Genomic DNA, 21,202 nt, shown 5'->3' with positions numbered 1-21,202 from the left:
CTTACCGGCCTCTTCGCAGCACAAGGCTGCTCCTACAGGGCTGTCGTTACAGTACCTGACGCAGAAACGCCTGCGCCCGCGGGTCCTTCGGTGCATCGAAGAACTGCGCCGGCGAGGCATCTTCCAGCAATTTGCCGTGATCGAAGAACAGCACCCGGTCCGCCACTTCGCGGGCAAAGCCCATTTCGTGGGTCACGCAAACCATGGTCATGCCTTCCTGGGCCAGGGTCTTCATCACGTCCAGCACTTCACCGACCATTTCCGGGTCGAGCGCCGAGGTAGGCTCGTCGAACAGCATCACCTTCGGCTCCATCGCCAGGGCGCGGGCGATCGCCACCCGCTGCTGCTGGCCGCCAGAGAGGCGCGACGGGTACTCGTTGGCTTTCTGCGAAATACCCACTTTTTCCAGCAGCGCACGGGCCTTGGCCTCGCGCTCGGCCTTGCCGCGCTTGCGCACGACTTTTTGCGCCAGGCACAGGTTTTCCAGCACGGTCATGTGCGGGAACAGGTTGAAATGCTGGAACACCATGCCGACTTCGCGGCGGTAGGCGTTGATGTCGGTCTTCGGGTCGGCCAGTTGCAAGCCGTCGATGGCGACAACGCCTTCGTCGAAATGCTCCAGGCCGTTGAGGCAGCGCAGGAAGGTCGACTTGCCCGACCCCGATGGGCCAAGCACCACCACCACTTCGGCCTTGGCCACGCGCGTGGTGACGTTGTCCACCGCACGCACGACGTGGCCGCGGGTGTCGAAGACTTTTACCAGATCACGGACTTCAATCACTTTGCGCAAGCCTCCGCTCGAGCCGGCTGGCCAAATGCGACAGCGGCAGGTTGATCAGCAGGTACAAGCCTGCCACGCAGAACCAGATCTCGAACGTCGAGAACGAGGTGGTGATGGCCTCGCGGCCGCTCTTGGTCAGTTCGGTAATGGCAATTACCGACACCAGCGAGGTGTCCTTGACCAGGCTGATGAACTGGCCAGCCAAGGGCGGCAGCACACGCTTGAAGGCCTGGGGCAGGATCACGTGGCGCATCGACTGGCTGGCGTTCAAGCCCAGCGAACGGGCCGCCTCGTTCTGGCCGCGGGCAATGGACTGCACGCCGGCACGCACAATCTCGGCGACATAGGCGCCGGTGAACAGCGCCAGCGCAGCCACCCCGGCGAACTCGCGGGACAGGTTGAGCACAGTGCCGATGAAGAAGTAGAAGATGAAGATCTGTACCAGCAGCGGTGTGCCGCGCACCAGTTCGACGTAAACGGTCGACAGGTCACGCAGGGTCGGGTTGTTCGACAGCCGGCACAGGCCCGCGAACAGGCCGATCACCAGGCCCAGGGCACCGGACACCACCGACAGCCACAACGTGGTCCACAGGCCCCACGCCAACGGGCCTGCCGCCCAGTGGCGGGTTACGCCGATCTGGTCGCCCTCAGCAACATCATCGCCACGGCTCAGCAGCAGGCTGTTGCTGTCGACGTCGAGCACCTGCTCGGCGCCCCCTTCTTCTTTCAGCGTTACGCGGGCAGTGTCACCGGAAACGACGATGTCCTGCACGGTGCCGTAGCCGGCCGCGCGCTGGGCTTCTTCGGCCTGGTAGGCAAAGTACTGCGGGACGCGGTTCCAGCGCCACTCGTAAGACATCATCGAGGTGGCCAGGTACAGGCTGACCGCCAGGCCCACCAACACCAGCGCGGTCAGCGCGTGCCAGGGCCACTGGGCTTTTTTGTGTTTGATCACGTGGGGTACTTCCGTAAATGCGAACGCGCAGGGTTTGCCTGCGCGTTGGGGTCAAAGGCTGGGCTTGTGGCCTGGGCCTTATTCCATTTCCTTCAGCCAGTCCTTGTTCTTGAACCACTTGTCGTGGATACGATCGTAGGTCCCGTCATGCTTGATCTGGTGCAGGAAGTTGTTGATGAAGTTGATGCTGTCGTAATCGCCCTTTTTCAGGCCGAACGCCAGTGGCTCGTAGGTGAAGGGTTCTTCGAGGAACAGCAGCTTGCCAGCGCCGGCCTTTTCCACCGCCACCACGTTGTACGGCGCATCGTAGACGAAGGCATCGGCCTTGCCGTTGACCACGTCCATCACCGCTTCCTGCTCGTTGTCATAGCCGTGGTACTTGGCTTTGCCGATCAGCTTCTTGGAAACCATCTCGCCGGTGGTGCCGAGCTTGGAGGTGATGCGGTACTTCTCGTTGTTCAGGTCTTTGTAGGTCTTGATCTCGCCTGCCAGCTCCTTGCGGATCAGCAGGGTCTGGCCGACCACGATGAAGGGTTCGCTGAAGTTCAGGCGCAGGTTGCGTTCCTGGGTCAGGGTCATGCCGCTGCCGATCATGTCGAACTTGTTGGTCAGCAGGGCTGGGATGATGCCGTCATAGGCGGTGGAGACCGTCTCCAGCTTGACGCCCATGGACTTGGCCATGGCCTTGAGGATATCGACTTCGAAGCCGATGATCTCGCCACGCTTGTTGGTCATCTGGAACGGCATGTAGGTAGGGTCCATGCCCACTTTCAGGGTGCCGCGCTTGACCGCGTCTTCGATGGCGCCAGCCTGGGCTGCCGAGACCGCGACCAGGGCGGTGACACCGACCAGCAGTCGCGAAAGGTATTTCTTGATCATCACCAAGTCCCCTAGCAAGAAAAGAAGCAAATCTTATTGTTGGCACGGCCGTACGGCCGAAGCGTTCTATCGGAGAGGGATGCTAACGCATGGCGGCCCGGGGACCTAGAGCTGGGGGGGACTTTGTTGGCCAAAATCGAGTAGCGGGGGATATTGCTGGCGAGGGCTGCGCCCTCGTTTCGCGGCACAAGGCCGCTCCTACAGGATATACATGCCTCTGTAGGAGCGGCCTTGTGCCGCGAATGGGCCGCAAAGCGGCCCCCGGGGTCTATCAGACGCCGACGAGTGCCGGTTGGCCTTCATTCTCCGGATGCAACGGCAACAACGGCGAGTGCGGGTCGTTGTCGATCGACGCACGCCACACATCGATCCACGCCGCATTTTGCCCGGCCCAGACCTGCTCATGCAGGCGCGACAAGGCAACCGGGTCGCTGAGCAAGGCCAGGCGGGTGCTGAGGTCGAGCCCTTGCGGCCCCACTTCCAGCGCCTTGGCCACACGCTCGGCACGCAGCGCTTCGATTGGCGCTGCGTGGCCATGGCGAGCCGTCGCCATGGCACAGGCCAGGGCGTTCTGCCGTGGGTCAACCACCGCCCGCACGAAGCCGTCATGCAGGGCATGCCAGCGGTTTTCGTGGGTGTACTGGTCGGTTGCCAGCAGCTCTTGCGGCGTGGCGTATTCCTCAGGGATCAGGAACAGCTTCTCATCCTTGGCCGCCAGGCCCAGGCGGGTACGGCTGGAAATCACCGACACCGGGATCGACAGCACCAGCGAACCCACGATCGGCGCCAGCCACCACAGGAAGCTCGGGTTCAGCCAGGCCACCAGCGCTGCCCAGGCAAAGCCCAGCAGGGTTTGCGGGCCATGGCGGCGCACAGCCTCGCTCCACGGCGTGGAGTCGTCGTCACGCTGCGGCGAGTTCCAGGTCGCGGCCCAGCCGAGGAACGCGGCCAGCACGAAGCGGGTGTGGAAGATCATGCGCACCGGCGCCAGCAGCATGGAGAACAGCATCTCCATCAGCATCGACAGGGTCACCTTGATGCGCCCGCCAAACTCGACCGCGCCCTTGGCCCAGATCAGGATGATGCTGAGCAGCTTGGGCAGGAACAGCAGCACGATGGTGGTGGAGAACAGCGCGACGGCCTTCTCCGGGTGCCATTGCGGCCACAGCGGGTAAAGCTGGTACGGCTCGATGAAGTACTGCGGCTCCATCAAGGTGTTGGTCGCCAGCAGCGCCGTCGACAGCACCAGGAAGAAGAACCACAACGGCGCCGACAAGTACGACATCACGCCGGTGAGGAACACCGCACGGTGCACCGGGTGCATGCCCTTGACCAGGAACAGGCGGAAGTTCATCAGGTTGCCGTGGCACCAGCGGCGGTCGCGCTTGAGCTCGTCGAGCAGGTTCGGCGGCAGCTCTTCGTAACTGCCCGGCAGGTCATAGGCAATCCACACGCCCCAGCCGGCACGGCGCATCAGCGCGGCTTCGACGAAGTCGTGGGAGAGGATCGCACCGGCGAACGCACCCTTGCCCGGCAACGGCGCCAAGGCGCAGTGCTCGATGAACGGCTTCATGCGGATGATCGCGTTGTGGCCCCAGTAGTGCGACTCGCCCAGCTGCCAGAAGTGCAGGCCGGCGGTGAACAGCGGGCCATACACGCGGGTGGCGAACTGCTGCATGCGCGCATACAGGGTGTCCATGCCCGACGCCTTGGGCGCGGTCTGGATGATGCCGGCGTCCGGGTTGGCCTCCATCAGGCGCACCAGGCTGCTCAGGCACTCGCCGCTCATGACGCTGTCGGCGTCGAGCACGACCATGTACTTGTACTCGCCACCCCAGCGACGGCAGAAGTCGTCGAGGTTGCCGCTCTTGCGCTTCACCCGGCGCCGACGGCGGCGGTAGAAGATGCGGCCAAAGCCTTTGGTCTCACGGCACACGTCCAGCCAGGCCTGTTGCTCGGCCACGGCAATGTCGGTGTCGTTGGTGTCGCTGAGCACGAAAAAGTCGAAACGGTCGAGGTTGCCGCTGGCGGCCACCGACTCGAACGTTGCCCGCAGGCCGGCGAACACGCGCGGCACATCTTCGTTGCAAATCGGCATGACCAGCGCGGTGCGGGCCTCGGGCGCGATCGGCTCATTGCCGGCACTGCTGCCGGAAATGCGGTATTTGTCGCGCCCGGTGAGCAGCTCGAGGAAGCCCATCAACGCGGTCCAGAAGCCCGCCGACACCCAGCAGAACAGGATGCCGAACAGAATCAGGATGGACGTCTGCAAGGCATACGGCCAGACCTGCACGACGGTATCCCACAGCGGCTGGTTGACCACCTCGTCGAGGTCGACGAACGACCAGCCCTGGTACGGCAGGATACCCTTCATGTACCAGCCGGCAACGATGGTCTGGCCGATCATCAGGGTCAGCAGGATATACCGGCGGATCGAGCCGACCGTGCGCCAGCGGGCCTTGGGCAGCTCGCGCTGCTCTGGCTGCGGCGCGTTGGTGCGCCCGGTCATGCGGCGCCACATGCGGATCAGCACGTTGGTGCGCCAAGGCTCGGGCACGACACGGGTGCGCTTGATCGGCGGTGCGATTTTCAGGCACAGCCGGCCGCTGCCGTCGACGCCGAGCATTTCGGCGTCTTCGAGTTCGGCGGCGCTGCCCACGGTCAACCGCGGGCCCACCGAGGCCTGCACGGCCTCGGCGGCGTTGGCGGCCGGGTTGGCCGCCAGGCGTTGGTGCAGCTCACTGAACGAGGTGCAGCTGGCGAGTTCCGCGCGCTGCTCATCGCTCAGTGGGAGGTGGGCCAGGTATTCGCCAAGCGATACCGGCCTTGCGCTTGAGTTACTCATCGGCAGGCAACTGATAGGTCCAGGTCTCGGTCAGCACTTTTTCGGTGGTGGCCGGGGTACCGTTGGTGGACGCCGCATCGGCGGCAGGTTGTTCGGCCTTGGCGTCTTTCTCGGCCTTGGCATGCTTGGCAGCGGCCTTGTCCTGCTTGGCGTCCTTGGCAGCAGGCTTGGCAGGCTCGACAGGCACGTCGCGCACCAGCGCAGCGCGCATTTCCGTCGATTTGTTGGCTTCCTTGACCTTCAACCGCAGGGTCAGGCGCCAGCCTTTGCTCTCTGGGTTATAGCGCAGGTTGTTCTCGACCACCTCGGCGTTGTCGCCGACGCTGACCTGGCTACGTACCGCGGCGTCTTCCGGCAGGGCTGCCAGGTTGGCACCGGCGAAGTCGACGATGAACGCCACGCTGCCGTCAGGCTGACGGATCAGGTTGGACTGTTTGACGTCGCCCGTGGAACGCAGGGTCTGGGTGACCGAGGCCAGGTCCTGGGCCTGGAACTGGGCTTCCTGGATGGTCCAGTGCAGGCGGTAGTCGTACTCGAACGGCTTGCCTGGCTCCGGCAGGGTCTCTGGGCTCCAGAAGGCCACGATGTTGTCGTTGGTCTCGTCGGCAGTCGGGATTTCGACCAGGTCGACGGTGCCCTTGCCCCAGTCACCTTTTGGCTCGATCCAGGCGCTTGGGCGCTTCTGGTAGTTGTCATCGAGGTCTTCATAGTCCTTGAAGTCGCGATGACGCTGCATCAGGCCGAAACCACGCGGGTTCTCGACACTGAAGTTGCTCACGGCCAGGTGTTTCGGGTTGTTCAGCGGGCGCCACAGCCACTCGCCGTTGCCGGCATGGATCGACAGGCCTTCGGAGTCGTGCAGCGCCGGGCGGTAGTTCATGACCCGGGAAGGCTGGTTAGGGCCGAACAGGTACATGCTGGTGAGCGGCGCGATGCCCAGGCGGCTGACGTGGTCACGCAGGTAGACCCGCGACTTGACGTCGACCACGGTGTCGCTGCCCGGACGCAGGGTCAGTTTGTAGGCACCGGTGGAGCGCGGCGAGTCCAGCAGGGCGTAGATCACCAGGTGCTTGTCGGTAGCCTTCGGCTTCTCGACCCAGAACTCGGTGAACCGCGGGAACTCCTCGCCCGACGGCAGCGCGGTGTCGATGGCCAGGCCACGGGCCGACAGGCCGTACACATGGCCCTTGCCGACCACGCGGAAATAGCTGGCGCCAAGCAGGGTCATGATCTCGTCTTGCTTGTCGGCCTTGTTGATCGGGTAAAGCACGCGGAAACCGGCATAGCCCAGGTTCTTGGTGGTTTCCGGGTCGTGCGGCACGTCACCGAACTCGAAGCGGCTCGGGTCGTACTTGATTTCTTCGACCTTGGTGGCGGTGACTTCGTTGATTTTCACCGGGGTGTCGAAGTGCATGCCCTGGTGGTAGAACGACAGCTTGAAGGGGGTCTTGTCCTTGGCCCACTCGGCCTTTTCCTGCAGGAAGTGAATCTTCTGGTAGTCGGCGAACTTCATGTCGCGGAACACCGCAGGCAGATTGCTCTTCGGTGCTTCGTACTTCTGGCCGGCCAGATCCTTTGCCTTGGCTGCAACATCGTCAAGATTGAATGCCCACAGCTGGCCCGCGTTCATCAGGCCGACCAGTGCCACACTGGCCATCAGGGCCTTACGTAGCCGAATGCCGGGGATTCTTGATGCTTTATGGGGACTAACAATCACGAGCAACCCTCGCCGAAAACAGATCATGAAACCAACGGCCAGCGACTAATGCCGGGTTGGCGAGCACTGTTCGGACCCCGTGAGGGCGTAATGATTCCCCAAACGGATCCAGACAATGCTCGAGTCAGAGTGAAACGAACCTGCGAACGCAGGTCCATGCAGCGCGCGATTATCCAGCAGGTCGCGTGACAACGCATCAGGCTGGACTAACTATTTATCGTACAAAACCCCTTGTTCTCCTACAAACAAGGGGTTTTTGACCTCATATTTGTAACATAAATGTTACGGGGCCATCATTGACCAGGTGCACCTGCATGTCCGCACCGAAGCGCCCACTGGCCACCTCGGCGTGCTGGCCCTTCGCTTGCGCTAAAAGATAGTCGAACAACTCGGCACCGAGGGCAGGCGGTGCCGCCGTCGAGAAGCCCGGCCGCATGCCGCTGCGCGTGTCCGCCGCCAAGGTGAACTGCGACACCAGCAGCAAACCGCCCCCGACATCCTTGAGCGACAGGTTCATCTTGCCCTGCTCGTCGCTGAACACGCGATAGTTAAGCAGCTTGTGCAACAGCTTATCGGCATGTTCCCGGGTATCTTCAGGTTCGACGGCCACCAGCACCAGCAGGCCCTGGTCGACGGCGCCGACGATCTCGCCGGCCACCTCTACCCGCGCGCCACGCACGCGTTGCAACAGCCCCTTCATGCTTCTTCCAGGGGCAGGTCGAGCAAACGCCGGGCCATCTGGTCGGCGGCGCGCACCAGGGCATCGGTGATGCCGGGTTCGGAGGCCGCATGGCCGGCATCGCGAATGACTTTCAGCTCACTGTTGGGCCAGGCCTGGTGCAGCGCCCAAGCGTTGTCCAGCGGGCAGATCACGTCGTAGCGGCCGTGCACGATCACCGCCGGCAGGTGGGCGATCTTGGGCATGTCGCGGATCAACTGGTCCGGCTTGAGGAAGGCATTGTTCATGAAATAGTGGCATTCGATGCGGGCAATCGACAGCGCCCGCTGAGGCTCGGAGAAGCGGTCGACCACCAGCGGGTTGGGGCGCAGCGTGGCCGTACGGCCTTCCCAGGTGGACCAGGCCTTGGCGGCGTGCATCTGGGCGATCTGGTCGTTGCCGGTCAGGCGCTTGTGGAAGGCCTTGACCAGGTCGCCGCGCTCTTCTGGCGGGATCGGCGCAATGTAGTCCTGCCAGTAGTCGGGGAACAGGCGGCTGGCGCCTTCCTGGTAGAACCATTGGATTTCCTGCGGGCGGCACAGGAAGATGCCGCGCAGGATCAGGCCGTGCACCCGCTCGGGGTGGGTCTGGGCGTAGGCCAGGGCCAGGGTCGAGCCCCACGAGCCGCCAAACAGCACCCACTTTTCGATGCCCAGGTGCTTGCGAATGCGTTCCAGGTCTTCGACCAGGTGCCAGGTGGTGTTGTTCTCCAGGCTCGCGTGGGGCGTGGAGCGGCCACAGCCGCGCTGGTCGAAGGTGATGATGCGGTACAGGTTGGGGTCGAAGTAGCAACGGCTCTGCGCGTCGCAACCGGCGCCCGGGCCACCGTGGATGAATACCACGGGCAAACCTTCCGGCGAGCCACTTTCGTCGACATACAGCACATGCGGCGCTTCCACGGCCAGATCGTGCCGGGCGTAGGGTTTGATCTGCGGGTAGAGGGTCTGCATTGCGCACTCCGTGTGAGGATTAAGTCTGCCGTTGGGCATCATAAACCTGAATTGCGCTTTGAGCATGTCCTGTTGCCATCCTTGGCCCTATCACGCTTGCGAGGCGGATGGCGGCGCCCGTCAGCCCGGCAAAAACACATAACTACCTCAGTGGCCCCGGCCTGCTGAACATACTTGCGAGCCCACCCAAGCTTGGAGGCTCTTGTATGACCCCGTCTTCCCCTACCCCCTCGCGCAACACGCCTTTGCACGCCGCACGGATAGGCCACGCCACCCCACAATGGCTGAAGGCTGCCTCCAGCGAGGCATACCAGTCGCTACGCGACGCGCAGGGCAAGGTACCGCCGTGGTTTGCAGCAGCGCTGCAGGATCAACCAGACATCGCACGCGCGCTGGCTCAAGAACATGCCCAGCACCGCAGCCACGCAGCGCAGGTCCAGGCGCTGTTCGCCTCGCTGCCAGACCTGCACACCTTTGCCAGCGAGCAACTCACGCAGGCCATCAAGGCACGCTTCGACCTGGATGTTGAGGTGTCCAGCACCTACCTGGTCGATGCCAGGCTGATCCAGACCGAACACGCAATCGATGCCCGACAAGCCGTCGACCGGGCAACCCGGTCGCTCCTGCAATGGGCATTGCACAACTTTGATGCTGACGCGTGCGCAGCGGATGGCATGGATGCGCCGCAGGCCTTGCTGAAAAAGTCGGTGGTGCTGGACCACCGGCGCTTCATGGGCACCGTGCCCTTGACCAATACCGTGGCGATTCCCGCCCACGCCTTCGCCGAGCTGTGCCGTACCTTGGATATCGGCGGGCGCTATCACCAGCAGGTCTATGACATTTACTACCCGGCCCCGACCGGCGACCAAGGGCCCCATGAGGCGGCCCTGCAGGTGTACGAAACACTCGCCCGTGCCGAGCAATCCGCGTTCAGGCAAAGCCTGCACAGCGCCTGGTTGCAGGGGCATATCAGCCAGGGCTTTTATGACGCGGCGCTGGCCGCCCCGCTGGACGCGCCGCTGCCGCACACGGGCAGCTCACTCACGTTCAGCCTGCTGACATTGTGGGAGGTCGAAATTGTCGGCATGGCAGTGCTGCAGTTGCAGCCCGACAGTGGCTCACAAAACGCCAGGGTCGCACTGTACAACCCCGACGACCCGCACACCCCGCTGAAGGAATACTCCTCTTTCGACGCACTGGAAGCCGCGCTGCGCGACGCGCTCCGACTGGACATCCATTACCTGGACAACTGCCTGGCGGCCCGGGACAAACCGTCGATCCAGCAAAAGCTCCAGGACCGGTTGACCCCCATGGGCTGGAGCACCCGCGGCCTGCATGAGCGGGTCACAGACCCGCAGGCAACGCTCGAACCGATACCGCACAAGGCCAGGTACTCGTTTCTAGGCACCTTGGTGACACAAAAGGTGGCCCGTCATGAAAAGGACGCCCTCTTCCATGCCGTCCCCACCTGGGCTGTCGACCTACTGTCTGCCAAGCGTCACCGAGAGGCCATCGCCGGGAAAGTACTGACCACGCTGAACATCGCGGGCTTTTTCGTCCCCGGCCTTGGCGAAGCGATGCTCGCGGTGTGCATCGCGCAGCTGGGTTACGAAGTCTATGAGGGCATCGAAAGCTGGAGCAACGACGACAGAGCGCAAGCCCACCGCTACCTGATCGATGTGATGGAAAACACCGCTACCCTGGCTGCCTGGGCGGCGGCGGGCTATGTCGTGAAGGAAGGGATCGGTGCTGTGCTGGCAGGTAAGCCAGAGGCCCCCGTGCTTGAAATCCCCGAAGTGGATACCCCTTCTTACATCGAGGAACTCGAAGAAGTCGATTTGCCGGATGGCGACACCCGGTTGTGGAAACCCGACCTTGCGCCCTTCGCCCACGATACGCCCTTGCCAGCGGGCCTTGAGCCGGATGAAACCGGGCTGTACAGCCATGCCGGCAAGCGTTGGCTGATGCTGGAGGGCCAGCTGTATGCCGTGAAGCAAACCCCGCCGAGCAATGCCTACCGGATCGAACACCCGCGCAGGCCCCAGGCCTACACACCTGCCTTGCAGCACAACGGCGCCGGCGCCTGGCTGCATGAGCTGGACAGGCCCCTGGCGTGGCAAGGCATGGCGCTGTTCCGGCGGGCCGGGCACCTTTCTGCGGCGTTCGATGAAGCCACAGCGACACGAATCCTGCAGGCCTGCGGTATTGACGAAGCGGTGTTGCGCCGGTCGGTCGCTGACAGCCAGCGCCTGCCCGCGCTGCTGGAAGATACCTTGACCCGCTTCAACCTGGACCAGCAGATCGGGCAATTGCCTGCGGACGCTGAGCCTGGCCTGCCAGGTGCCGAGTTCGAGGCCCGCTATCGTCAGCTACCTGCCACCCAGGCCCCTGGCGCCAGTGTGATTCAGCACATTTATCCACAGCTTCCCGACGCCATCACCCAGGAGTTGTTGCGCAACGCCAACCCGCTTGAGCTGCAACAGTTGGTGGCCGGGCGAGTGCCCCTGCGCATTGGGCAAGAGATCCACCTTTATCAGGCGAAGGTCCGGCTAACGCGTGCGTATGAAGGGGTGTATCTGCAGAGCCTGCGCAACTGGGACACCGATCAACTGGTGGTGCAGACGCTCGGGCAACTGCCCGGCTGGCCAGCCGATATCAGCGTCGTGCTTGAACAACGCCAGCACTCGCCCATCCAGCTCACGCGTCTCGGGCCGCCGGACGGGCCAGGCCGCACCAGGATTGTCAGCGCCAGAGCAGGCTATATCGTGCTCGGCAATGACCAACCGGATGCACAGGTTGTCGCGCACAATTCCCTGTATGGCGCGCTGTTCGAGGTACTGACTGCCGCTCAACGCGAAGCACTGGGTATCGTCGACGAGCAAGGCCTCAGGCACTTGGTTCAACAGGTGCCGCCGATGCCACGTTCGGTCCTGCGCAAGGTGCTCGGCATGCAACTCGTGCGCCCAGGCTTTCGCTCGCCACTGCGCTTGGCCGATGGCCGCCTTGGCTATCCCCTTGGCGGCATGCGCCACCGCGCCGCAAGCATTTCACGGCACACCTTACTCAGCTCGATTCGGCAGATAGGCCAACACGCCCCCAACCCCCGGCCTGCCGAGCAGATTCTCACCGCGCTGGAGCACAGGGCCCTCACCCGCGCCGACATCGAAGAAAGGCTCAGCACCTTGCTGGAACAACGTGATGAACTGCACAGCCGGCTGGACGACTGGCGACAGATAGCGGCGCTGGCGCCTAGTCAATCCCCGGATGACTTCGAGCGGGTGTTGAATGCAATCGCTCAGCATTGGTACGAACGTGCATTTATGACGCCCACCGACATCGCGCCCCCCCTTCGCCTGGAACGCCTGTCGCTGCACGATTTCCCGCTCAACCTGCCGGAATTCTTCACGGCCAACGTCACTGACCTGCAATTGATCGAAACAGCGCCCGAAGATTTCGCCGGCTGGAGCCATCACGCCCCCCACCTCAATGGTCTGCTGCGACAGTTCGCAAACCTGCGGTCGCTGGAGATCAGCCGCGCCTACCGGCCTGGGGCCTTGCCTTCGCCGTTTCAGTTCAGCCTGCCGGTGATTGCCCAGCACCTGCCCGCGCTCGAATCGCTGAGCCTGACCCATCAAAACCTCTCGCTGTCCTCGACCGACATCGACAGCCTGGCGGGGCTCACTCACCTGCGCCGGCTGGACCTGAGCGGCAACCGCTTGTCCGAGCAGTACCCCCCGCGTTTCAACGAACTGTCACTCGACTACCTGGGCCTGGACAACCTGGCGCTGGACCACTGGCCAGAGGGGGTTGGGTTCAACGCCGTGACCCAAATACGTCACATTGGGCTGCGCAATAATCAGATCACGATGCTGCCACGCTTCCTGCTGGACAACCGAATCAACCTTACTGATCACGCCGTGCTCTCATTGCAGGGCAATCACCTGTTCGAGGACGACCTGCTGCGCGTGATGATGAGCGAAGATGGCCGCGCCTCCCGCTTCGAGGTAGACCGCAGCGAAGCCTTCAGCGCCCGCCTGGCCCTGCAGCTGCAACGTCGCCAGCAGCTACGCAACGCCATCGACGACTATGTGAACGCCTCCAGCTCCAACGCGCCGGTCAGCCAGGCCGTGATGGCCACCAGGACCCGTGTGGCAACGGCGTTGAACGAGTTCTGGCATTACCAGGAGATCGGGCTGACGCGTGCAGCCCTGCGCCTGAACGACATTGCGCTCGAGCATTTCCCCAGGCTGTTGCCGGCATTTTTCACCGAACAGGTGCATAACCTTGCACTTGAGCGGGTAAGTGGCTCTACCGCCCAGCTCGACGGGCTGTTCCGCCAGTTCCCGCAGGTGACGCGCCTGTCTGTCGATGCTTATCAGCAGGCAGAGCAGACACTGCCTTCGGCCCTGCTGCGCCTGCCCGGGCTGACCGACATTGCCTTGCGCAACGCTGGCCTGGTGATCGACCAGCAGGTGATCAATACGCTCGGTCGCCTGCCCACGCTTAATTCGTTGGACCTCACAGGCAACCGCATGGGGCTGATCACACAGGCGCCTGAAGCGCTGCAAACGCTGCGCCGCCTCGACCTGAACGCCATGGGCCTGGAACAGTGGCCAAGCTGGGTGGACAGCCTGCTGCCGCTGGAGCTTTTGGACCTCAGCGAGAACCGCCTCACCGAATTGCCTGCGCACATCCTGGCCAACCTCGACAACAACTTCCCCATCAGCTCGATCTTGCTGTTCAGCAACCCGCTCAGCGACGAAGCCGTCATGCGCGCTCGCGCGTCCTCGGATAGCCAGCACAGCTTTACCTTTGGCATCGACCTCTCGGACAGCATGAGTGAGTCCTCGACAGAAGGCGCGATGGCCGGCCACTTCCACTTACCCTTCCTGGACCCCGCTGCCGATGCGCCCAACCTGCAGGACTGGCTGCTCGCCTCGGACGTCGAAAACGAAGCCCTGAAAGATTGCTGGGACGCCCTCCAAGCATCGGGCAATGCCGGGAACCTTCTGGCGCTGGTAGGCCGCCTGCGCAATGCCGCCCCTTACCAGAATGGCAAAAGCCGTGTGGCGTTCTGCGCACGGGTGCGCAAGGTGTTGGTGAGTGCGGTGGTCAACCCGGACGACCTTGTGCTGTTCAACCATCAGGCCAGTGAGGCATTGCTGCAGGAAAACGGCGACCAGACCTGCCACGACGGCGCCTTGCTGGTGTTCCAGAATATTGAGCTGTACATCGCCAACCAGCGTTTGCAGTTCGATACGGCAGATACCGAAGGCAACCTCTATCGGGAACTGCGCCGTTTGTATCGCCTGCAGGCACTGGATGAAATCGCCAAAAGCGAGACTGCCCGCCGGGATGAAGCAGAGGTGCGCCTCACCTACCGACGCGAGCTGAACACCCCGCTTGACCTGGGCCAACCCGAAGACACGCTGCGTTACGCGATCAGTGCCAGCATCGATGAGTTGGCGCATGCCGAGCTGCAGGTCCAGCGCGGTGAGCTTGGCGAGGATTTCCTGAATTTTGCGGCCGCCAACGCTCGGTGGGTCCAACATTTGCGCCAGGCCTACGCCGGTCGTTTTGCTGAAATCGAGCAAAGCTACCAGGCTCAGGTAGCGGACCTGCCGGATCAGTTTCCGGACAGGCCCCTCGATACCCTTACCGAGGAATTCACGGCCCTGGAGCGAAGCAAGCAAGCGCGCGAGGCACGCCTGATCCGCGAACTCACGTCGTTCGCCAATCCAGACCGCAGGCCACGTTCCTCGACGGAGTGACACCCCACAGCAGGTAACTAACTACCACTCGCCAATAAAACCCCCATGCAAACTCCGACACTGACTAATCAATCGGAGTTTGTATGCCTGCCATCCCCGCCGCTGCCGCAAACGTCAGCGATGACCCTGTCCACCCAGCCTACCCACTGATCACGAGCCTGATCCCCGACTGGTTCAAGGCATTGCCCAGGCAACAGTATGCCGCGCTGCGCAGTGCCACGAAGCACCCCATGGACTGGTATGAACAGGCATGCCTTGAGGTGCCGGAAACCGTCGCGGCTTTACATGCCGAACATGCCCATTTCCAGTGGCTCGAGTCACAGAAGCGAAAAGCCCTGGAGCAGCTGGCCACACTTGAAGGCTTCGCTGAACCGCTGCTCAAAGCCGCAATCAAACAGCGCTTCAAGCTTGAGGTGGACGTTCGTCGGGCCGTTCTCTTTCACCCTCGGCTTGCGGACACTTCCTGGTCATTCATGAACCTGTCCAAGGACCCGCTGGTGGAGGCCGCCGCCGCTGTGCGAAGGGCCACCCAGCCCTTGCTGACGGCCGCTCTGCAGAATTTTGTGGCGTCCGACACGCAGGCCGGGGGTATGGACCTTAGGCGCATGGAAGCCATCATCTATGACCCTGTCGATCAGGACCAAACGCTAGCGATCGCCCCCCACGAATTCGCCGCGCTGTGCCGAGAACTGGACCTGGGCGGGCAATACCAGAAAACCCTCGACGACGTATTCAACCCCACCTCTTCGGCCGACCAGGCACCTGATGCAGCAGCCTTCAATCAGCTGGGCCTGCTCAAGCGTTGTGAAAGCTCAATACTGAAGCTACATGCCTATACGGCCTACATGAAGAAAGAGATCAGTGAACGCACGTTGCGGTCGCTGCTGTCGTTCTCAGACAACAAGCGCGTCTTGCAAAACGGCAGCCATCTGGTCAGCCGTCACCTGAAGATGCGGGACATCGACCTGACCGGCATCGCGGTCATCGGCACACCGGACGACCAGGGCGGCCTGAACGGCCCCGTCATTGTCTATATCCCAGAAGACCCGGTGTGCCCGCTCAAGGAATATGTCACCACGCTCAACTTCGTCAGCGACCTGCGCGACCGAATGTTCGGCCCAGGCTACCTGGATTTCTTCCGTGGGCTGGTCGCCGACGAGCACGCCAGCGCACTGTTCGCCACCCTCACCGATCGCCTCTATCCGCTGGTCTGGGCCGACGGTGGGCAGCTGAAGGTAAGGCGCCCAGACAAACAAGCCGAGCTGCACGTGCGCATGCACGACTACAGCCAGTCATTCCTGACCGAGTTCACCCTGCGCAAGGTTCGAAAACTGCAAACGGATGCGCTTTACCATGGCGTGCCCACTGCGGTGATGGACGAAAAGGCACTGGAAGCGCGCCTCGCGTATTTCGCTGGCGGGGTGCTGCAGGCACTGAACATCGGCGCCTTCTTCGTACCCGTGCTGGGCCAGGTGATGATGGTTGTCACCACCTTTCAGCTGGCCTATGAAAGTTACGAGGGTATCGAAAGCTGGAGCCGTGGCGAGCGCGAGCAGGCCTTGGGCTACCTCATGGACGTGGTCGAGAACGTTGCCTTGTTCGCCGCACTCGGCGCCGCTGGTGCCGGTGCTGGCACCACGCCCGCCCTCGAGCGGATACCGGTCGAAACCCCATCGTTCATCGAAGAGCTGCAAAGCGTTACCTTGGCCAATGGCAAGACACGCCTGATCAAGCCCGATATCACGCCCTTTGCCCATGACATCCTGTTGCCTGCTGGGCTAAAGCCTGACGAATTCGGCCTCTATCACTACCAGGGCAAGACTTGGCTGGCGCTGGAAGACCGCGTCTATTCAGTCAAGACCTCGCCAGGCAATCCACCCCAACAGCGCATTGAGCACCCAACCAAAGCCATCAGCTACGAGCCCTTGCTGCGCCATAACGAAGCCGGTGCCTGGCAGCATGAGTTCGAGCGCCCGCGCCAATGGCAGGGCCACACGCTGTTCCGACGCTTGGGGCCTTCGGCCAGCGGGTTCTCTGAAGAAACCGCCCGACGCATCCTCGCCGTCAGCGATACCCATGAATCCGTCCTGCGCCAGGTCCTGACCGAAAACCAGCGCCCGCCAGCACTGCTGGAAGACACCCTGCGCCGCTTCAGGCTGGATCAGGAGGTGTCACAGGACTTGGCCGGCACAGACGCGAACACACGTATCACTGCCTTTCAAGCACGCTACCAGACACCGCCCGTCGATCAGGCCCCCAGCACCCATACCATTACCCGCCGCTACCCGGCGCTGCCCGTTGGTATCGCGGATGAGTTGGCGCGCCATGCCAGCCCAGCGGAGCTGGAGCAGTTGCTGGCGGGCAAGGTCCCGTTGCGTCTGGCTCAAGAAATCCATACCTACCAACAGCAGGTACGCCTGGCGCGCGCCTACGAGGGGCTCTACCTCGACAATGTGAACAACCCGGACACCGACAGGCTTGTTTTGCACAGTGTGGCGCGCTTGCCTGGCTGGGCTGACGAAATCCGCATCGAGCTACGCCAAGGCAGGTTCACCGGCCCCTTGATCGATCAGGTAGGCGCGCCAGACGGGCCTGTTCGCAAAGTGCTGGCTCAACACGCCGATGGCTACCAGACCTACGATGGCGAAGGGCACGAACTGCATGGGCGCGACACGCTCTACTCGGCCATCTTGCATGCTTTGCCCGACGCGAACCGGGCAGCGTTGGGCTTCCCCAATACCTGGGAAGGCCCCGCGCTCAAGCAGCACGTGCAGCAGTTACCGTTACTGCCACGGCCCGAGTTGCGCAAGGTGCTCCACATGCAACCGGCCAAACCAGGCGCAAACTCGCCCATGCGCCTTGCCGACGGACGAGTGGGCTACCCATTGAGCGGCCGCGGCACGCTCGCCAGCACGGTCTTGAGGGAAGACCTGCTGTATCTGATTCGGCTGCTGGCGCTTGAGCAAGACACGCAGAGCGCCGAAGCGGTACTGGCCGCCCTGGAAGGCGCAGGGCTGTCACGCGTGCAGATCAGCGACCGCTTGAATGAGCTGATGGCCGAACGTGATGCCCTGGACCAGAGCCTGACCGCCTGGAGCGACGCAGCCCTTGATCTGCCTGACCTGCACAGGCGTCTGGACAGCCGAACCCGCATTCAGGACGCGCTATGGCAGCATTGGCAGGCCACCCTCCTACCGGAAATTGGGCGGGGCGCTGCCACGCTGCGCCTGGAGCGCATCCTGCTGATCGACTATCCCGCACAGCTGCCCGCCTTTTTCGAGCAACGCATCGTGCGCTTGCAGCTGGTTGATTACCAAGGCACTGGCCTGCTGACCTCGCAAACCCTGGGCGCGAACATCGGCCCGGAACTGCAGGCGGTAGACAACTTCCTGCAGCGCTTCCGGCACCTCACATCCCTGGAAGTCAGCAGCCCTCAAGGGCTCACCTACAGCACCTTGAACCTGCAACCCCGGCAGGCGTTTGCGACACTGCGCGAGCTGCGGCTGCACGACACGCGCCTGGGCTTGAGTGGCGGTTACATCGCAGGGTTGAGTGACCGATTCCCAAACCTGGAGGTGCTCGACCTGAGTGGCAGCCCGATCAACTACTTCGAGGACACGCCGAACATCGGTAATGTCCGCTTACGTTATCTCGGGCTAGACCGCACGGGCCTGGTGGATTGGCCTGTCTGGCTCAACAGCCAGTCGCTCACCACGATCGATCACCTCTCCCTACGTGACAACGCGCTGACTAGCGTGCCCGACGAACTCGCCCTTGCACCACGAACTGCGCAGCCACGTGGGCGCATATCCTTGCAAGGCAACCTGCTCTCGCGTCGAGCCATCCTGACGCTGTTGGCAGATCAGACCCCCGAGGCCAGACAGTTCGACATGGCATTCGACACTCCTCCCAGCATTCAGCAAAGTGCTCAGGCCTACCGGCGAGATCAACAGGAGGTGCTGGCCATCTTCGACAATTGGGCCAATGCCTCAAGCTCGTCCAACCCCCTGAGCGAACAGGCAAGCGCCGCCAGAAGGCAAATCGGCGAGGCATGGCTTGCGTTCATGCACACTGACTTCTTGGGGACCACGGGCCCGTTGCAGTTAGTCGACATCTCGCTGAGTAACGTCCCAGCGCAATTTCCGCCGCACCTGTACGCCCGCGTGCGCGAACTACAGCTGCTGCGCATGACCGCTACCCGCGAGCAGCTCGACAGGCTCCTGGGGCACTTCACACAGCTGGAGGCACTCACCCTCGACGGCCAGGTTGCACCGACTGGCGCGCTTCCCAACTTGCTAGCGTCCTTACCCAACCTACACCACCTGACAATACGCATAGAGGGTGGTCAGATTGATGACGACGCCATGGCAATGTTCGCGCGCATGCCCCAGTTAGAATCGCTCAATCTGGAAGGCAACCGCCTGGCCGCCTCTTTCGACAATGAGAATCTGCGCACGCTGGGCCATCACCTGACCCGGCTCACCTTGGCCAACACCGGCCTGCACACGTGGCCAGCGTGGGTGGAGACCCTTCTGCCCCTGGACATTCTGGACCTCGACGACAACCAGATCGTGAACCTGCCGGACCACATCCTGTACAACCCTCGCAATGACCATGCGCACACGGAAATATCCCTGCGTGGCAACCCGCTGAGCGATTTCACGATGTCCCGCGCCCATGGCTCTGAAGCGCGTAACAGGTCGTACAGTTTTCTGATGGACCTGCCCGACGAAATTCTTCAGGAGCATTGGCGCGAGCGTCACGACTCGGACAGCGAGTCCGATGACAGCGACGATGATGACAGCGTCGGTTCCGGCGACCATGGCCATGCCCACAGCCCCGCCCTGGAACCTGAAATGGATGCCCCCGACGTCGACGACTGGCTCATGGCGAGCGTGGAGGAAAACGAAGCGCACCGTACGGTGTGGGAGACGCTGCAGCAGGGCGGCGAAGCGCCGGCATTGCTCGAACTGGTAGGCCGCCTGGCGCACACGGCCTCATACCGTACGCTAGGCACCCGCGCCGATTTCGTCGCGCGCGTCTGGCGCATTCTGGAGGTCGCCGGCAACAGCGCCGAGGAACGTGCACTGTTCAACGGCATGGCCCACGCGGGCGTCGAGCGCAATGGTCAAGGGCTATACCAGACCTGCCACGACGGCGCCTGGCTGGTGTTCAACCAAATGGAAATCAAGGTCTTCACCGAGCAGGCGCTCAGGGCGCTGCCCGAGCAGTCTCGCGGCCAGGCACTGTATAGGCTGGTACTGCGCCTCTATCGGCTGGAGGCCGTCGAAACCATCGCCCGCGAACGGGCCGGTACAAGGGACGAGGCCGAAGTGCGCATGGCCTACAAGCTGAACCTGGCGGAGGCCCTGGAGCTGCCACTGGCACCGAAGAAGATGCTCTACCAGGCCTGCGCCAACGTCAGCCCCGCAGAGCTGGATGCTGCTAGGGCGCAGGTACTTGCCGATGAAAGTGGCGACCCGTTCCTGCTATTCGCCGCCCGGCAAGATGCCTGGGTCGACTACCTGCGGGAAACCTATGCGGAGCGTTTCGCCGTATTGGAGCAAGACTACCAACAGCGCGTGCTGGATGCGCCAGATGAAACACGGGAGCCCGGCGGTGCCAGCCCGACCCTGGAAGCACTGGCGCCGCTGTTCGAACGCCTGAAGCTCGAATACGAACAGAAGGTCGCCCACCTGATACGCGAACTGACCATCGCCGAAAGCTACAGGTACGCTTGACGCCCCGTTGAGCGGCGCGCTGCGCCGCTCGACATCCGCTTACCTTCCGTAGCGCTCCTGGCCCCAGGCCAGCAGTGTCTCAAGCAGCGCGCGCAGCACCGCTTGAGTCGGCTGCGCCAGGTCTTCGCGGTACGCGAAGGGCTCCACTTCTTCCATGTAGGTGCTCTGCGCCAGTTCCAGCTGCACAGCATGAATGTGCTCGGCCGGGTTACCGTAATGCCGGGTGATATGCCCGCCTTTGAAGCGCCCGTTCAGCACATGACTGTAACCCTGTACCTCAGCGCACGCCCCCTGCAGCCGCTCGGCCAGCTCGGCATCGCAACTGGCGCCGTTGAAGGTGCCCAGGTTGAAGTCCGGCAGCTTGCCGTCGAACAGGTGCGGGATCAGCGAGCGGATAGAGTGGGCATCCCACAGCAAGGCGTAGCCAAATTCCTCGCGCAGGCGCGCCAGCTCGCGCTGGATCGTCTCGTGATACGGCCGCCAGATCTGTTCCAGGTAGGCCTTGCGCTCGTCAGCGGAGGGTTCCTTGCCGTGTTTGAACAGTGGCTCACCCTCGAACAGCGTGGCCGGGTACAGCCCCGTGGTGGCCCCGGCGTACAGCGGCTTGTCGTCATCCGGGCGGTTCAGGTCGATGACGAAGCGTGAATACTCCGCCGCCACCACGCTGGCACCCAGCTCACGCGCGAACGCGTAAAGGCGCGGGATGTGCCAGTCGGTGTCGGGCAGGCTCTGCGCCTGGTCGACCAAGCCCTCGCGCACGGCCTGGGTCAGGCCCAGCCCGGCGTGGGGCATGCTGATCAGCAGGGGCAGGCGGCCCTGGTGAAAACTCAGTACCTTGTCCATTG

Annotated in this window: 10 protein-coding genes; 2 read left to right on the top strand and 8 right to left on the bottom strand. The window is 62.9% G+C overall.

From position 1 onward, the window contains the following. Positions 1-46: 46 nt before the first annotated feature. The 7 genes from GIB19_RS00805 to pip all read right to left on the bottom strand — a co-directional run bounded on the left by GIB19_RS00805 (position 47) and on the right by pip (position 8,845). Complete coding sequence (locus GIB19_RS00805) at positions 47-781, bottom strand: amino acid ABC transporter ATP-binding protein (protein ID WP_027592407.1); 735 nt, start codon at positions 779-781, stop codon at positions 47-49. Continuing rightward, entirely contained in the window at positions 774-1,736 is a 963-nt protein-coding gene (locus GIB19_RS00800) for an amino acid ABC transporter permease (protein ID WP_027592406.1), read from the bottom strand. The genes GIB19_RS00805 and GIB19_RS00800 overlap by 8 nt, the downstream gene beginning before the upstream one ends. Before the next feature lie 78 nt (positions 1,737-1,814). Beyond that, on the bottom strand, positions 1,815-2,612 hold the full coding sequence (locus GIB19_RS00795) for a transporter substrate-binding domain-containing protein (RefSeq protein ID WP_027592405.1): 798 nt from the start codon (positions 2,610-2,612) through the stop codon (positions 1,815-1,817). Positions 2,613-2,886: 274 nt separating this feature from the next. Next, entirely contained in the window at positions 2,887-5,460 is a 2,574-nt protein-coding gene (gene mdoH / locus GIB19_RS00790; RefSeq protein WP_274882840.1) for a glucans biosynthesis glucosyltransferase MdoH, read from the bottom strand. After that, complete coding sequence (locus GIB19_RS00785) at positions 5,453-7,177, bottom strand: glucan biosynthesis protein G (protein ID WP_216642083.1); 1,725 nt, start codon at positions 7,175-7,177, stop codon at positions 5,453-5,455. The genes mdoH and GIB19_RS00785 overlap by 8 nt, the downstream gene beginning before the upstream one ends. A 262-nt stretch (positions 7,178-7,439) precedes the next feature. Further along, on the bottom strand, positions 7,440-7,877 hold the full coding sequence (gene dtd / locus GIB19_RS00780) for a D-aminoacyl-tRNA deacylase (RefSeq protein ID WP_186677192.1): 438 nt from the start codon (positions 7,875-7,877) through the stop codon (positions 7,440-7,442). Beyond that, positions 7,874-8,845: a prolyl aminopeptidase gene (gene pip / locus GIB19_RS00775; protein ID WP_099430655.1), complete on the bottom strand. Its 972-nt coding sequence runs from the start codon at positions 8,843-8,845 to the stop codon at positions 7,874-7,876. The genes dtd and pip overlap by 4 nt, the downstream gene beginning before the upstream one ends. A 206-nt stretch (positions 8,846-9,051) precedes the next feature. Between pip and GIB19_RS00770 the strand changes: the two genes are divergently transcribed. Next, positions 9,052-14,616 carry a dermonecrotic toxin domain-containing protein gene (locus tag GIB19_RS00770; protein ID WP_274882834.1) on the top strand — a complete coding sequence of 1,855 codons (5,565 nt, stop codon included), beginning with the start codon at positions 9,052-9,054 and terminating at the stop codon, positions 14,614-14,616. Positions 14,617-14,699: 83 nt separating this feature from the next. Then, on the top strand, positions 14,700-20,357 hold the full coding sequence (locus GIB19_RS00765; protein WP_274882832.1) for an NEL-type E3 ubiquitin ligase domain-containing protein: 5,658 nt from the start codon (positions 14,700-14,702) through the stop codon (positions 20,355-20,357). 39 nt (positions 20,358-20,396) lie between these two features. Here the strand turns inward: GIB19_RS00765 and hutG are convergent, their stop codons facing one another. Further along, on the bottom strand, positions 20,397-21,200 hold the full coding sequence (gene hutG / locus GIB19_RS00760; protein WP_099430658.1) for an N-formylglutamate deformylase: 804 nt from the start codon (positions 21,198-21,200) through the stop codon (positions 20,397-20,399). Positions 21,201-21,202 lie beyond the last annotated feature (2 nt).

Origin of the sequence: Pseudomonas sp. ITEM 17296 (genome assembly GCF_028895205.1) — a bacterium.
Classification (GTDB): Bacteria; Pseudomonadota; Gammaproteobacteria; order Pseudomonadales; family Pseudomonadaceae; genus Aquipseudomonas; species Aquipseudomonas kermanshahensis.
This window is presented reverse-complemented; position numbering and strand designations above follow the sequence as displayed.